This is a genomic window from Polaromonas sp., from assembly GCF_049790275.1.
In the GTDB taxonomy this organism is placed as follows: Bacteria; Pseudomonadota; Gammaproteobacteria; order Burkholderiales; family Burkholderiaceae_C; genus Polaromonas.
The window spans coordinates 19,062-31,987 of record NZ_JBAQYR010000052.1 but is presented as its reverse complement, the minus strand read 5'-3'; the positions used below and the strand labels follow the sequence as shown (position 1 = coordinate 31,987).

The window sequence follows — 12,926 nt, the reverse complement described above, 5'->3', positions numbered from 1 at the left end:
TCATGACAACCCCGATACGCCCTCAGGCCGAGCCATCCACCGCCTACAGGATCTTTCGGCCAATCGGCACCCGATGGTCTGACAACGATGTGTACGGCCACGTCAACAATGTCGTCTACTACAGCTGGTTTGACACCGCTGTTAACGGTTATCTGATCGACAGCGGTGCCATTGATATCCACGAGGGCCCGGTGATTGGGCTGGTGATCGAGACGCAGTGCAACTACTTTTCGCCGCTGTCATTTCCCGAGCCGGTGCTGGCCGGCATCCGGGTGGCGCATGTGGGTTCATCCAGTGTGCGTTACGAAGTCGGCCTTTTTCCGGGCCGCGACGGTGAACCGGCGGCGCAGATGACTGCTGCCAAAGGGCATTTCATTCATGTGTATGTGGACCGGCAAACCCGACGGCCCGTGCCTTTGCCGACCCGACTGTTGACTTTGCTGGAGACCCTGAAGTGACCGACACCCTCAATGCCGTGGATGCAGCCATCCACAGCCGCATGTCCACACGCGCTTTTCTGCCCCGGGCGGTTCCGCGCGAAACGCTGGAGCATCTGCTGAAAATCGCCAGCCGGGCGCCCTCGGGCACCAACACCCAGCCGTGGAAGGTGTATGTGCTGCAGGGCGCCAGCCGCGACAGCCTGGTCAGCAAGGTCTGCGCTGCGCATGACGCCATTCGTGCCAACCCCGAACTGGCCGCGCAGTACAAGGAGGAGTACGACTACTATCCGGAGAAATGGGTGCCGCCCTATATCGACCGGCGCCGCGAAAACGGCTGGGGCCTGTACGGCCTGCTCGGCATTGGCAAGGGCGACAAGGACAAGATGCACGCCCAGCACCAGCGCAACTACAGGTTTTTTGACGCGCCCGTCGGCCTGATGTTCACGCTGGACCGCGTCATGGGCCGTGGCAGCCTGGTGGACTACGGCATGTTCATGCAAAGCATCATGGTGGCTGCCCGCGGCCACGGTCTGCACACCTGTCCGCAGGCGGCCTGGAACGGCTTTGCCAGGATCATCCTGCCGCACATCGGCGCGGGCGACGACGAAATGCTGGTCTGTGGCATGGCGCTGGGTTATGCCGACGAGGCTGCACTGGTCAACACCTTCCGCACGCCGCGCGTCGGTGTGCAGGCCTTCACGACCTGGCTGGACTGATCAGCTTTGCCGCCCCGTCGCGCATCCCCGGCCTTGTGCCGGCGCTGGCGCTTGCGGGTAAAGTCAGGGGTTTGCGCACAGGCGCTTTCCCCACATTTTTTGAAAGACTTGTTATGGCACTGACCACCACCCCCTCTGGCCTCCAATACGAAGACACCGTGCTTGGCACCGGCGCCATCGCCAAGGCCGGCCAGAATGTCCGCGTGCATTACACAGGCTGGCTGTACAACGACGGGGTCCAGGGCGCCAAGTTTGATTCCAGCAAGGATCGCGGCGACCCGTTCCAGTTTTCGCTAGGCGCCGGCCAGGTCATCAAGGGCTGGGACGAAGGCGTGCAGGGCATGTCGGTGGGCGGCACGCGCCGCCTGGTGATTCCAGCCGAACTCGGTTACGGTGCCCGCGGCGCCGGCGGCGTGATCCCGCCGAACGCCACGCTGCTGTTCGAAGTCGATTTTCTGGGTTGAGCGTTTCGTGAGTCCGGACGGCGCGGGCACCTCCAGAAATTCAGCTTTTTGGGATGAAGTGCGAGGCGCCCGGCGCGCAGGATACCGGAATGCACTTGCGTGCACGAGGATTCCGAGCACCGCGCAACGAAGCAATTCGCCCAAAAAATGGATTTATGGAAGTGCCCGACCATGATTATTACCAGCCTGCTTGACACCGACCTGTACAAGTTCACCATGATGCAGGTGGTGTTGCATCAGTTCCCGGGTGCGCAGGTGGAATACCGCTTCAAGTGCCGCAACGCCGGTGCAACGGGTGTGAGCGACCTCGCGCCCTACATCCGCGAAATCCGCGAGGAAATTCGCGCACTGTGCAGCCTGCACTTCCAGGACGCCGAACTGGCCTATCTGCGTGGCATGCGTTTCATCAAAAGCGACTTTGTCGATTTTCTGGGGTTGTTCCGCCTGAACGAGAAATACGTCAGCGTGAAGGCCTTGCCTTCCGGTGAGATCGAAGTCGTGATCGAAGGGCCGTGGCTACACACCATCCTGTTCGAGATTCCGGTGCTGGCCATCATCAACGAGGTCTACTTCCGCAACACGCAAAAGCTCGCCGACGTGATGGAAGGGCGCAAGCGCCTGGACAACAAGATCGGGCTGTTGCAGGCCGAGGGCCTGGGGGCCCTGAAAATCGCCGATTACGGCACGCGTCGCCGTTTCGGCCAGGCCTGGCACGAAGAAGTGCTGCGCACCCTGATTGCCCGGCTGGGCGCCGGCAGCGCCGGCCAGTTTGCCGGCACCAGCAATGTGCTGTTCGCGATGAAACTGGGCCTGACCCCCCTGGGTACCATGGCTCATGAATACCTGCAGGCCTGCCAGGCGCTGGGGCCGCGCCTGCGCGACAGCCAGGTGTTCGGCTTCGAATCCTGGGCGAAGGAATACCGCGGCGACCTGGGCATCGCGCTCAGCGATGTTTATGGCATGAGCGCTTTCCTGCGCGATTTCGACCTTTATTTCTGCAAGCTGTTCGATGGCGCACGCCATGACAGCGGTGACCCTTTTGCCTGGGGTGAGCGGCTGATCGAACACTACCGCAAGAACCGGGTGGACCCCCAGACCAAGACGCTGATCTTCAGCGACGCACTGACAGTGCCGCGCACCATCGAGCTGTACCAGCAGTTTCGCGGCCGTTGCCAGCTGGCTTTTGGCATAGGCACCAACCTGACGAATGACCTGGGTTACGAGCCTCTCCAGATCGTCATCAAGATGGTGCGCTGCAACGGCCAGCCTGTCGCCAAACTTTCCGATACGCCCTCCAAGAACATGTGTGACGACGAAAAATACCTGGCCTATCTGCGTCAGGTATTTGACATCGCGTGAGGTGGACAATGAGCGGCCGGATGCCAGCCGTTCGGCTTCAAATAAAAACAGGAGACCTCATGAAAATATTGCGCTGGACCGCGCTCGCGGCCCTACTTTGTTTCCTGCCTGGCTGGGCCATGGCAGGGGATTTTGACGGCAGCCGCCTTTCCCCGCTCTGGGCCATTCCATTTGCGGGATTGTTGCTGTCAATCGCGGTGATGCCGCTGCTGCTTTCTTCCTTCTGGCACCATCATTTCGGCAAGGTGTCCGCGGCCTGGACGATGGCTTTTTTCCTGCCGTTTGCCGTGGTGTTCGGTCCGGCCGTGGCCGGTTCCAGCCTGGTTCATGCGCTGGCGGCCGAATACATTCCCTTCATCATCCTGCTGACCGCCTTGTTCACGGTGGCCGGCGGCATTTTCATTCGCGGCAACCTGCATGGCAGCCCCGGGCTGAACGCCGGACTGCTGCTGATCGGTGCCGTGCTGGCCAGCTTCATGGGCACCACCGGTGCGTCCATGCTGATGATCCGTCCGCTGATTCGCGCCAACGACAACCGCAAACATGCTGCTCACATCGTCGTGTTCTTCATTTTCATCGTCTCCAATGCGGGCGGGTCCCTGACCCCGCTGGGTGATCCGCCCCTGTTCCTGGGTTTCCTCAAAGGCGTGGATTTTTTCTGGACGGTGAAGCATATTTTTCCGGAAACCCTGTTCCTGATCGGCAGCCTGCTGGCGATCTTTTATGTGCTGGACAGCTGGTACTACCGCAAGGAGGGTGTGCAGCCGATGGATCCGACGCCGGACACCGGTCGCCTCGGTTTTGACGGCGCCTTCAACTTTGCGCTGCTGGCCTGCATCGCCGGCCTGGTGCTGCTCAGCGGCATGTGGAAGTCAGCCGTGGTGTTCGATATTTACGGCACCGAGGTCGGGTTGCCCGGGCTGGTGCGTGACGCCGGACTGATTGCCATTACCTTCTTGTCACTGAAGATCACCGCGGACAAGGTCCATGAAGACAACCAGTTTTCGTGGGGACCGATGGCCGAGGTGGCCAAGCTGTTTGCCGGCATCTTCCTGACCATCATCCCGGTTATTGCCATGCTCAAGGCCGGCACCGCCGGGCCTTTTGGCGCAGTGGTGTCGGCCGTCACCCGGCCCGACGGCCAGCCCGATCCGGCCATGTACTTCTGGGCCGCAGGTGCGCTGAGTTCCTTCCTCGACAACGCACCGACCTACCTGGTGTTCTTCAACACGGCCGGCGGCGACCCGGCTGTCCTGATGACAACGCTGGCGCCGACGCTGGCCGCCATTTCAGCCGGCGCAGTGTTCATGGGCGCCAACACCTACATCGGCAATGCGCCCAACCTGATGGTCAAGGCCATTGCTGAGGACCGCGGCGTGAAGATGCCCAGCTTCTTTGGCTATATGGCATGGTCGGGCGCGGTGCTGATTCCGCTGTTTGTCCTGATGACATTCATCTGGTTCCGGTAAACCGTTTCAATCTGGAAAAAACCATGAGCAAACCCAAAATCCTCGTCGCGCGCGCGATTTTTCCTGAAATCATTACCTACCTGGAGCAGCACTTTGAGGTGTATTCCAACCAGACAGATGAAACCTGGCCGAAGGCGCAGCTGATCGAAAAGCTGAAGGGCATGGAGGGTGCTTTCACCACCGGTGGTGATCGCATCGATGCGGAGGTGCTGGCCGCCTGCCCGGCGCTGAGAATCTGCGCCAACATGGCCGTGGGCTACAACAACTTCGACATCGATGCCATGACCGCGGCCGGCGTGCTGGCCACCAACGCACCGGATGTGCTGACCGAAACCACCGCCGACTTCGGCTTTGCCCTGCTCATGGCCACAGCCCGGCGTATCAGCGAGAGCGAGCATTTCCTGCGCGCCGGCAAGTGGAGCAAATGGAGTTTTGACATGTTTGCCGGCGCCGACATCCATGGCAGCACGCTGGGCATTCTCGGTATGGGTCGCATCGGGCAGGGCATTGCCAGGCGCGGGGCGCACGGCTTTGGCATGAGGGTGATTTACCACAACCGTTCGCGGCTCGACGCAAACCTGGAGGCTGAATGCAAGGCCTCTTATGTCAGCAAGGAAGTATTGCTGAAAACAGCTGATCACCTGGTGCTGGTGTTGCCGTATTCCCCTTCATCCCACCACACCATAGGTGCGGCCGAACTGGCGCAGATGAGGCCCACGGCAACGCTGGTCAACATCGCACGCGGTGGCATTGTGGACGACGCAGCGCTGGCTGCGGCCTTGCGGGAGAAGCGCATTGCCGCGGCGGGGCTGGACGTGTTCGAAGGCGAGCCCAAAGTCCATCCCGATCTCTTGACCGTTCCCAACGTCGTATTGACACCGCATATTGCAAGTGCCACCGTACCCACACGTCTGGCCATGGCCAGGCTGGCTGCGAATAACCTGATCGGGTTTTTCAAGGATAAAAAGCCGCTGACCCCTTTGAATCCAGCGGTGCTAGCTACGAAATAAATAGCAGATATGGATTCCCTCCAAGCCTGGCTGGCACTTCTCCTTTTACTCGCAAACCTGCTTTTGCTGGTGTGGCTGGTACTGCGCAAACCGGCCGCGAACGGCCGCGACGAATTGCTGGCCGGCCTTGCGGCCGGCAACGACAAGCTCGAGAGGGAGTTGCGCCGCGAAATCACCGATAGTGCACGCAGCGGCCGACAGGAGCTCGCTGGCACATTTGCGACCTTTCAGCAAACCCTGGTTCAGCAGAGTGCCGAAGCCATCCGCACGCAGAACACACAGATAGACGCGTTTGCGCAGCAGTTAACCCTGCTGCAGAAAACACTGTCCGATACCCTCAGTACCCAGTTGCAATCGCTCAGCGAGTCGAACGCCAGGCGCATGGTGGAAGTGCGCGAGACACTGGAGCAGCAACTCGCGCAGCTGCAGCAAACCAACGCGGCCAAGCTCGACGAAATGCGCAAGACTGTGGACGAAAAACTCCAGACCACGCTGGAAACGCGCCTCGGTGAAAGCTTCAAACAGGTGGCTGACCGGCTTGAGCAGGTACACAAGGGCCTGGGTGAGATGCAGTCGCTGGCGGTGGGTGTGGGCAGCCTGCAGCGCGTGCTGACCAACGTCAAGACGCGCGGTGTGTTTGGTGAGGTGCAACTCGAGGCCCTGCTCGAGCAGGTGCTGACCACCGACCAGTACGCCAAGCAGGTTGAAACCAAGCCACGCAGCGGTCAGCGCGTGGACTTCGCGATCCGCTTTCCGGGCCGTGGTGACGACGGCGCACCGGTGTGGTTGCCGGTGGATGCCAAATTTCCGCGCGACGACTACGAGCGCCTGCTCGACGCGCATGAACGTGTAGACCCCGCCGCGGTGGAAATCGCCGGCAAGGCGCTGGAAGCGCGTATTCGCAGCGAAGCGAAATCCATTGCCGAGAACTACCTGGCTGCGCCGCACACCACCGACTTCGCCATTCTCTTCCTGCCGGTCGAAAGCCTCTATGCCGAGGTATTGCGCCGGCCTGGGCTGATGGACGCAATCCAGCGCCAGCACCGCGTGACGCTCGCCGGGCCGACCACGCTGCTGGCCATGCTCAACAGTCTGCACATGGGTTTCCGTACGCTGGCCCTGGAGCAGCAGGCATCCGAAGTCTGGAAAGTGCTGGGCGCCGTCAAGACCGAGTTCGAGCGGTATGGTGAATGGGTCGCGCGCATCAAGGAGCAGGTGGCCAAGGCCTCCGACACGCTGGACAAGGCCGACACCCGCGCCAAACAGATGCGGCTGGCCCTGCGCAAGGTCGAAGCCCTGCCTGATGCCGAGACCCAGGTGCTGCTGCCGCCGGTGGCTGACATCGATATGCCGGACGAGTGACGATTTTTGAGGATGCTTCTGATTTGATAGCTGCTTGCGACCGTGGAAAAAGGGCTAGAGCCTGATTTGACTACTATTCATGACACCTGAACTGGCCCGTCTGATTCTGGCCCAGGTTTGCCTTCATGCCTGCATGGCCGGCACCCGCATGGCGGCGCCGCTGCTCGCGCTGCGCGAGGGTTACAGCCCGGCGGCAGTCGGTGTGCTTTTGGCACTGTTTGCCCTGACGCAGGTTTTCCTCGCGCTGCCGGCGGGCCGTTTTGCCGACCGCCATGGTCTCAAACGCCCCATCGGCTACAGCGTCATGGCTGCCATGCTGGGTGCGGGCCTGGCGGTGGCCTTTCCGGTGTTCCCGGTTCTGTGCCTGGCGGCATTGCTGACGGGTGGTGCCACCGGCGCGGCGGTCATTTCCCTGCAGCGTCATGTGGGGCGCGCGGCGGCAGGTGCACTGCAATTGCGGCGCGTGTTCAGCTGGCTGTCGATCGGGCCGGCAGTGTCCAATTTTCTCGGCCCCTTCACCGCCGGACTGCTGATCGACCACGCGGGCGCCTTGCCCAACAGCACGACCGGTTACCGGGCTGCGTTTTTCCTGATGGCCGTGCTGCCGCTGGCCTGCTGGCTGCTGGTGCGGAAAACCCGGGAACTCCCACCCGTGGTCGTGGCGCAGGGCACAGTGCCGCGCAGTGCCTGGCACCTGCTGCGCGAGCCCACCTTTCGCCGCCTGATGCTGGTCAACTGGTTTTTGTCATCCTGCTGGGATGTGCATACCTTTGTGGTGCCGGTGCTGGGTTTTGAAAGAGGCATCAGTGCCTCGGTGATCGGCTCCATCCTGGGTGCCTTTGCCGTGGCTGCTGCGGCAATCCGCATGGTGATGCCGCTGCTGGCAGCCCATTTGCGCGAGTGGCGCGTGCTGGCCACTGCCATGCTGGTGACCGCCGTGCTGTTTGCCGTCTACCCGTTCATGCGGACAGCGTTGGGCATGGGCGTGTGTTCCGTGCTTCTGGGCTTTGCGCTCGGCACGGTGCAGCCCATGATCATGAGCATGTTGCACCAGATCACGCCAGAGGCACGCCATGGGGAAGCGCTAGGGCTCCGTCTGATGGCCATCAACGCGTCAAGCGTGGTGATGCCTATGCTCTTCGGTACCCTGGGCGCCGTGATCGGCATCGCCGGCGTGTTCTGGGCCACCGGTGCCGTCGTGGGTGCCGGTGCGCGCGTCGCCTGGTTGCTGCGGCCGGCGGAGGCTGGCCCTAAAGTTGATAAAACGTCTTGATTGCGTTCCAGGCGGTTTCGGGATCATCGACATACTGGAACAGCTTGAGGTCCTCAGGTGAAATCGCGCCTTCATCGATCATCACGTCAAAGTTGACCAGGCGTTTCCAGTAGTCCGATCCGAACAGGATGATGGGCACCGGTTTGGCCTTGCGGGTCTGCACCAGCGTGATGACTTCGAACAGCTCGTCCAGCGTGCCAAACCCTCCCGGAAAAGCCACCAGTGCCTTGGCGCGCATCATGAAGTGCATTTTGCGCAGTGCAAAGTAGTGAAACTTGAAACTCAGCGAGGGCGTCACGTAGGGGTTGGAGTTTTGCTCGTGCGGCAGTGCGATGTTCAGGCCTACCGTCGGCACGCCCATCTCCTGCGCACCCCGGTTGGCGGCTTCCATGATGCCGGGACCGCCCCCGGTGCAGATGAACAGTTGCTCTTCGGGGGTTCGGGTTTTGCTATGGGCACCGACCAGGCGCGAGAACAGCCGGGCCTGGTCGTAGTAGGCGGCGTTGCGCATTTGCCGCTCGGCCACTGCCAGGGCCTGCGCATCCCCGGACGCTTTGGCGAGTTTCAGTGCCTGCTCGGCCTGTTCTGGCGCCGGGAAACGGGCGCTGCCAAAGACCACGATGGTATTTTCAATGCCCTGGGCCTGCTGCTCCATGTCCGGTTTGAGCATTTCCAGCTGGAAGCGGATGCCGCGGGTTTCGCGGCGCAGTAAAAATTCAGGGTCGGCAAAGGCCAGCCGGTACGCGTCGGCGTCCAGTGGGTTGCCCTTGTCGGCATGCGACTGCAGCTCAGCCCAGGCGTCGGCGAGCCGTCTGCCAATGTGATCGTCTGTTTGTTCCATAAGCCGTACCTGGTAGTTGTGGGATATAAAAAGGCTCCATCAGGAGCCTTTTAACGAAACGCCGCTTGGGCAGGATCAGACGCGTTTGCGGTATTCGCCGGTACGCGTGTCGATCTCGACGACGTCGCCCTGTGCCACAAAAATCGGCACGCCGATTTCAAAACCGGTGGCAATCTTGGCGGGCTTGAGCACCTTGCCGGACGTGTCGCCCTTGACGGCAGGCTCGGTCCAGGTGATTTCGCGGTTGACGCTGGTCGGCAGTTCGACAGAGATGGCCTTGCCGTCGTAAAACACAACTTCGAGTTCCATGCCATCCTGCAGGTAATTCAGCGAGTCGCCCATGTTTTCGGCTTCGACTTCGTACTGGTTGTAGTCGGCGTCCATGCAGATGTACATCGGGTCGGCGAAGTAGGAGTAGGTGCAGTCCTTCTTGTCCAGGATGACCTGATCGATCTTGTCGTCGGCCTTGAACACCTGTTCGGTGTTGAAGTTGGCAATCAGGCTTTTGAGCTTCATGCGCACGGTGGCGGAGTTGCGGCCGCCGCGGCTGTATTCGGTCTTGAGCACCACCATCGGGTCCTTGCCGTGCATGATGACATTGCCAGCGCGTATTTCTTGAGCGATTTTCATAACAGTTTCTAGTAGTGAGTTGGCCGCCAATGCGTCTGGGATGATGCGGGTCTGCGGCGGGAGTGCGGCATGGCCCCTACCGGGCCGTGCAAAGCCCTGTATTTTAACGTTTTTTTGCCAGCAGCCTGAAATCCGGCTCCCGGACCGTGCCACGGCGATGTTGACGTTTGCAGCGGCCGCCTATGCGTGTGGCGGGCGCTTGTGCGTGACAAAGTCCAGCAGCTGCGTTGCCAGGTCGGTCTGGTTTTGCAGGCGCTGCCGGGCTGCCTGGGTGCAGGCCGACCACAGCGGCAGATCCGGTGCCGGCAATTCACCCGGCAGGCCATTCCACACCTGGTGAAAATGCCGCAGCGAAGGCGGCGCCTCCAGCATGTCCAGAAAGGCTTCCAGCTTGGGCAGGTGGGCCTGGTCGCCTTGGGGATAAATCTGCCAGACGAAAGCGTGCCCGGCCCAGAGCCCCCGCACCACCGAGTCTTCCCCTCGCACGAAGTTCAGGTCGCAGGCCCAGAGCAGATGGTCAAAATCGCGCTGGCTGAGCCAGGGGAGGTATGAAATAGATAGCGGCTCACGCCCATCCTGCCTGGGCTGGCGCCACTTTTGACCATGAACCACGGCCTGAACGGCGCTGGTCGCACGGCCTGCCGTCACGAGAAGCCGTACCGGCGCCGAGCTTGTGCCAGCGCGGGCGAGATGGTCCAGCAGCTGCGCCAGGGCAGGGGGCTCGTAACAGAACAGCGACACCAGTGTCTCGCCCTTCCACGGGATGCCGCAGCCGGCCAGCCAGGTCTGGCGATCGAAAGCTGCCTGGCGCGCCGGCAGTGCGTCTTCGCGCAGCAGGCCTCCGGTCGCCGGGGTGAATCCGGGGTAGAAAAACCACTTGGTCCAGCCCGCGGCGGGGCCATGCAGTACCGGCGAAGGCATGGCGTGGCAACGCTCCACATACGCTTCGGCGGACAGGTATTCAAGGTTCAGCCATACAGGTTTTTGGCCTGTAGCCCCCGCGCCTTCTGCGCAGGCGGCTATGAATTCAGGAGCGATCTCGCAGCCGAAAGCTTCCACCAGCACATCACAGGGCGCGGCATCGAGGCGCATGAGGTTCATGCCCAGCGGCTCCAGCCAGGGCAGCACCGCGACGCCGTCGCAGCCTTCAGGTGCCATCCACTGCAGGGCGGAGCCATCGTCGACCCAGAGCCGCACGCGCTGGCCGCGTGCGGCCAGTTCGGCGCTGAGCCGCCAGCAGACACCGATGTCGCCGTGGTTGTCGATGACCTTGCAAAAAATGTCCCATTGCGGGCGATGATCCATGCCGGGATTGTCCACAATACGGATATCCAGGCACAAGCATGACCCACGAATTTGATCCCCAACTGCTCAGCGAAGTCGCAGCGCTGCCGGCCATGCCGGGCGTTTACCGCTACTTCGATGCCGAAGGCGCGGTGCTTTATGTCGGCAAGGCACGCGACCTGAAGAAGCGCGTAGCCAGCTACTTCCAGAAAAACCATGGCGGCACGCGCATCGGCCATATGGTGACCAAGATAGCCCGCATGGAAACCACGGTGGTCCGCTCCGAGGCCGAGGCGCTGCTGCTCGAAAACAACCTGATCAAGACGCTCAACCCTAAGTACAACATCCTGTTCCGGGATGACAAGAGTTATCCCTATCTCAAGCTGGCGTCGTACAGCTTTCCGCGCGTGGCCTATTACCGCGGTTCGGTGGAAAAAAAGCACCGCTACTTCGGGCCTTACCCCAGTGCCTGGGCGGTAAAGGAAACCATCCTGCTACTGCAGAAGGTCTTCAAGCTGCGCACCTGTGAAGACACGGTGTTCAACAACCGCACGCGGCCCTGCCTGCTGTACCAGATCAAGCGCTGTTCCGCCCCCTGCGTCGGCCATGTGACGCCCGAGCAGTATGCGCTGGACGTGGCGAACGCCGAGCGCTTCCTGCAGGGGCAGGCCGAAGACATCCTGACGGAGCTGGAAAAACAGATGCGCGGCCATGCGGAGAAGCTGGAGTTCGAGCAGGCGGCCGAACTGCGCAACCAGATCTCGGCGCTGTCCAAGGTGCTGCACCAGCAGTCCATGGAAATCGGTGGCGACAAGGATGTGGACATCCTGGCGGTGAAGATGCAGGGCGGCAAGGCCTGCGTGAATCTGGCCATGGTGCGCGGTGGCCGGCATCTTGGCGACAGGGCGTATTTCCCCACCCATGTCGAGCATGCGGTTGACCTGGCCGCGCTCGATGAAGACAGCACGGAAGGTGGGGAAGGCATGCCGACCGGTAAAACCAAAAGCCTGGAAGCCCTCGTGCTGGAAGCCTTTATTGCCCAGCACTATGTCGATGTGCCAGTGCCGCCCGTGCTGGTCTGCAGCGAGCCGGTCGACAAGGAACTGATGGCCGCGCTGGTCATGCAGACGGGCAACAAGGTCACGGCGATTCACCAGCCGCGCGAGCAGCGCCGCATCTGGCTCGAAATGGCGCAGAAAAATGCCGACCTGCAATTGGCCCGCCTGCTGGCCGAGCAGGGCTCGCAGCAGGCGCGTACCCGCGCCCTGGCCGAGGCGCTGGACTTACCACTCGACAAACTCGACGTCTTGCGCATTGAATGTTTTGATATCTCCCACACTGCAGGCGAATCCACCCAGGCTTCATGCGTCGTGTTCCATGGCCACAAGATGCAGAGCGCCGAATACCGGCGCTACAACATCGAGGGCATCACGCCGGGCGACGACTACGCTGCCATGCGGCAGGTGCTGATGCGCCGCTACAGCAAGCTTGCCGAAGCGGCGCGCAATAACACGGCCCGCCTTCCCGACCTGGTGCTGGTCGACGGCGGCAAGGGCCAGGTGTCCATGGCGCGCGAGGTGTTCGAGGAACTCGGCCTGGACCTCGGCCTGATTGCGGGTGTCGAGAAAGGCGAGGGCCGCAAGGTCGGTCTCGAGGAACTGGTGTTTGCCGATGGCCGGGACAAGGTTTACTTGGGCCGCGACTCGGCCGCGCTGATGCTGATCGCCCAGATCCGCGACGAAGCCCACCGTTTCGCGATCACCGGCATGCGTGCCCGGCGCGCCAAGGTGCGTGTGGGCGCCAGCCGCCTGGAAGACATCGCCGGCATCGGTCCGAAGCGGCGCGCCAACCTGCTGCAGCGTTTTGGCGGCATACGCGGCGTGAGTTCGGCCAGCGCGGAAGACATCGCCACGGTGGAAGGCATTTCCCGCGAGCTGGCCGAGGAAATCTATCGCGCGCTGCACTGAGGGCCACGTGCCGGTGCAAGACGTATTTGCGCAACGAAGCAGGCGGAAAGCAGGGTATTTGGGGGATCTCTCCCGGCCGTCCCTCCGCCCCAGCTTGGGGCATGTCAAAAT

The 12,926-nt window shown here is 61.8% G+C and carries 12 protein-coding genes; 9 read left to right on the top strand and 3 right to left on the bottom strand.

What is annotated here, in order from left to right:
* Positions 1-2: 2 nt before the first annotated feature.
* The 8 genes from WA904_RS06905 to WA904_RS06870 all read left to right on the top strand — a co-directional run bounded on the left by WA904_RS06905 (position 3) and on the right by WA904_RS06870 (position 8,093).
* Positions 3-458, top strand: a complete 456-nt coding sequence (locus WA904_RS06905) for an acyl-CoA thioesterase (RefSeq protein ID WP_425196389.1) — start codon at positions 3-5, stop codon at positions 456-458.
* A gap of 41 nt (positions 459-499) precedes the next feature.
* Positions 500-1,156 carry a nitroreductase gene (locus WA904_RS06900; RefSeq protein WP_425196487.1) on the top strand — a complete coding sequence of 219 codons (657 nt, stop codon included), beginning with the start codon at positions 500-502 and terminating at the stop codon, positions 1,154-1,156.
* A 113-nt stretch (positions 1,157-1,269) separates the two neighbouring features.
* Positions 1,270-1,620, top strand: a complete 351-nt coding sequence (locus WA904_RS06895; protein WP_077591948.1) for an FKBP-type peptidyl-prolyl cis-trans isomerase — start codon at positions 1,270-1,272, stop codon at positions 1,618-1,620.
* Between the two features lie 171 nt (positions 1,621-1,791).
* Positions 1,792-2,979, top strand: a complete 1,188-nt coding sequence (gene pncB / locus WA904_RS06890) for a nicotinate phosphoribosyltransferase (protein ID WP_425196388.1) — start codon at positions 1,792-1,794, stop codon at positions 2,977-2,979.
* 59 nt (positions 2,980-3,038) lie between these two features.
* Entirely contained in the window at positions 3,039-4,448 is a 1,410-nt protein-coding gene (locus tag WA904_RS06885; protein WP_425196387.1) for a sodium:proton antiporter, read from the top strand.
* Between the two features lie 23 nt (positions 4,449-4,471).
* Positions 4,472-5,458, top strand: a complete 987-nt coding sequence (locus WA904_RS06880) for a 2-hydroxyacid dehydrogenase (RefSeq protein WP_425196386.1) — start codon at positions 4,472-4,474, stop codon at positions 5,456-5,458.
* 9 nt (positions 5,459-5,467) lie between these two features.
* Positions 5,468-6,820 carry a DNA recombination protein RmuC gene (locus WA904_RS06875; RefSeq protein WP_425196385.1) on the top strand — a complete coding sequence of 451 codons (1,353 nt, stop codon included), beginning with the start codon at positions 5,468-5,470 and terminating at the stop codon, positions 6,818-6,820.
* Positions 6,821-6,899: 79 nt separating this feature from the next.
* Positions 6,900-8,093 carry an MFS transporter gene (locus tag WA904_RS06870; protein WP_425196384.1) on the top strand — a complete coding sequence of 398 codons (1,194 nt, stop codon included), beginning with the start codon at positions 6,900-6,902 and terminating at the stop codon, positions 8,091-8,093.
* Here WA904_RS06870 and WA904_RS06865 read toward each other — a convergent pair.
* The 3 genes from WA904_RS06865 to earP form a co-directional block, all read right to left on the bottom strand.
* Entirely contained in the window at positions 8,071-8,934 is an 864-nt protein-coding gene (locus WA904_RS06865; RefSeq protein ID WP_425196383.1) for a TIGR00730 family Rossman fold protein, read from the bottom strand. The two genes, WA904_RS06870 and WA904_RS06865, sit on opposite strands and share 23 nt — an antisense overlap.
* Positions 8,935-9,009: 75 nt before the next feature.
* Positions 9,010-9,564, bottom strand: coding sequence for an elongation factor P (gene efp / locus WA904_RS06860; RefSeq protein WP_425196382.1), 555 nt, complete (start codon positions 9,562-9,564; stop codon positions 9,010-9,012).
* A gap of 180 nt (positions 9,565-9,744) precedes the next feature.
* Positions 9,745-10,869, bottom strand: a complete 1,125-nt coding sequence (gene earP / locus WA904_RS06855; protein WP_425196381.1) for an elongation factor P maturation arginine rhamnosyltransferase EarP — start codon at positions 10,867-10,869, stop codon at positions 9,745-9,747.
* A 38-nt stretch (positions 10,870-10,907) separates the two neighbouring features.
* On the opposite strand from earP, the gene uvrC reads away from it, so the two are divergent.
* Positions 10,908-12,815 (top strand): excinuclease ABC subunit UvrC, encoded by a 1,908-nt coding sequence (gene uvrC / locus WA904_RS06850; RefSeq protein ID WP_425196380.1) that lies wholly within the window; start codon positions 10,908-10,910, stop codon positions 12,813-12,815.
* Positions 12,816-12,926: the final 111 nt, after the last annotated feature.

Bases quoted from the DNA above. Each gene is read 5' to 3' on its own strand.
- WA904_RS06905 (WP_425196389.1), top strand. From the start codon at position 3: ATGACAACCCCGATACGCCCTCAGGCCGAGCCATCCACCGCCTACAGG.
- WA904_RS06900 (WP_425196487.1), top strand. From the start codon at position 500: ATGTCCACACGCGCTTTTCTGCCCCGGGCGGTTCCGCGCGAAACGCTG.
- efp (WP_425196382.1), bottom strand. From the start codon at position 9,564: ATGAAAATCGCTCAAGAAATACGCGCTGGCAATGTCATCATGCACGGC.
- WA904_RS06885 (WP_425196387.1), top strand. From the start codon at position 3,039: ATGAAAATATTGCGCTGGACCGCGCTCGCGGCCCTACTTTGTTTCCTG.
- WA904_RS06870 (WP_425196384.1), top strand. From the start codon at position 6,900: ATGACACCTGAACTGGCCCGTCTGATTCTGGCCCAGGTTTGCCTTCAT.
- WA904_RS06875 (WP_425196385.1), top strand. From the start codon at position 5,468: ATGGATTCCCTCCAAGCCTGGCTGGCACTTCTCCTTTTACTCGCAAAC.
- earP (WP_425196381.1), bottom strand. From the start codon at position 10,869: ATGGATCATCGCCCGCAATGGGACATTTTTTGCAAGGTCATCGACAAC.
- WA904_RS06895 (WP_077591948.1), top strand. From the start codon at position 1,270: ATGGCACTGACCACCACCCCCTCTGGCCTCCAATACGAAGACACCGTG.
- WA904_RS06865 (WP_425196383.1), bottom strand. From the start codon at position 8,934: ATGGAACAAACAGACGATCACATTGGCAGACGGCTCGCCGACGCCTGG.
- uvrC (WP_425196380.1), top strand. From the start codon at position 10,908: ATGACCCACGAATTTGATCCCCAACTGCTCAGCGAAGTCGCAGCGCTG.
- WA904_RS06880 (WP_425196386.1), top strand. From the start codon at position 4,472: ATGAGCAAACCCAAAATCCTCGTCGCGCGCGCGATTTTTCCTGAAATC.
- pncB (WP_425196388.1), top strand. From the start codon at position 1,792: ATGATTATTACCAGCCTGCTTGACACCGACCTGTACAAGTTCACCATG.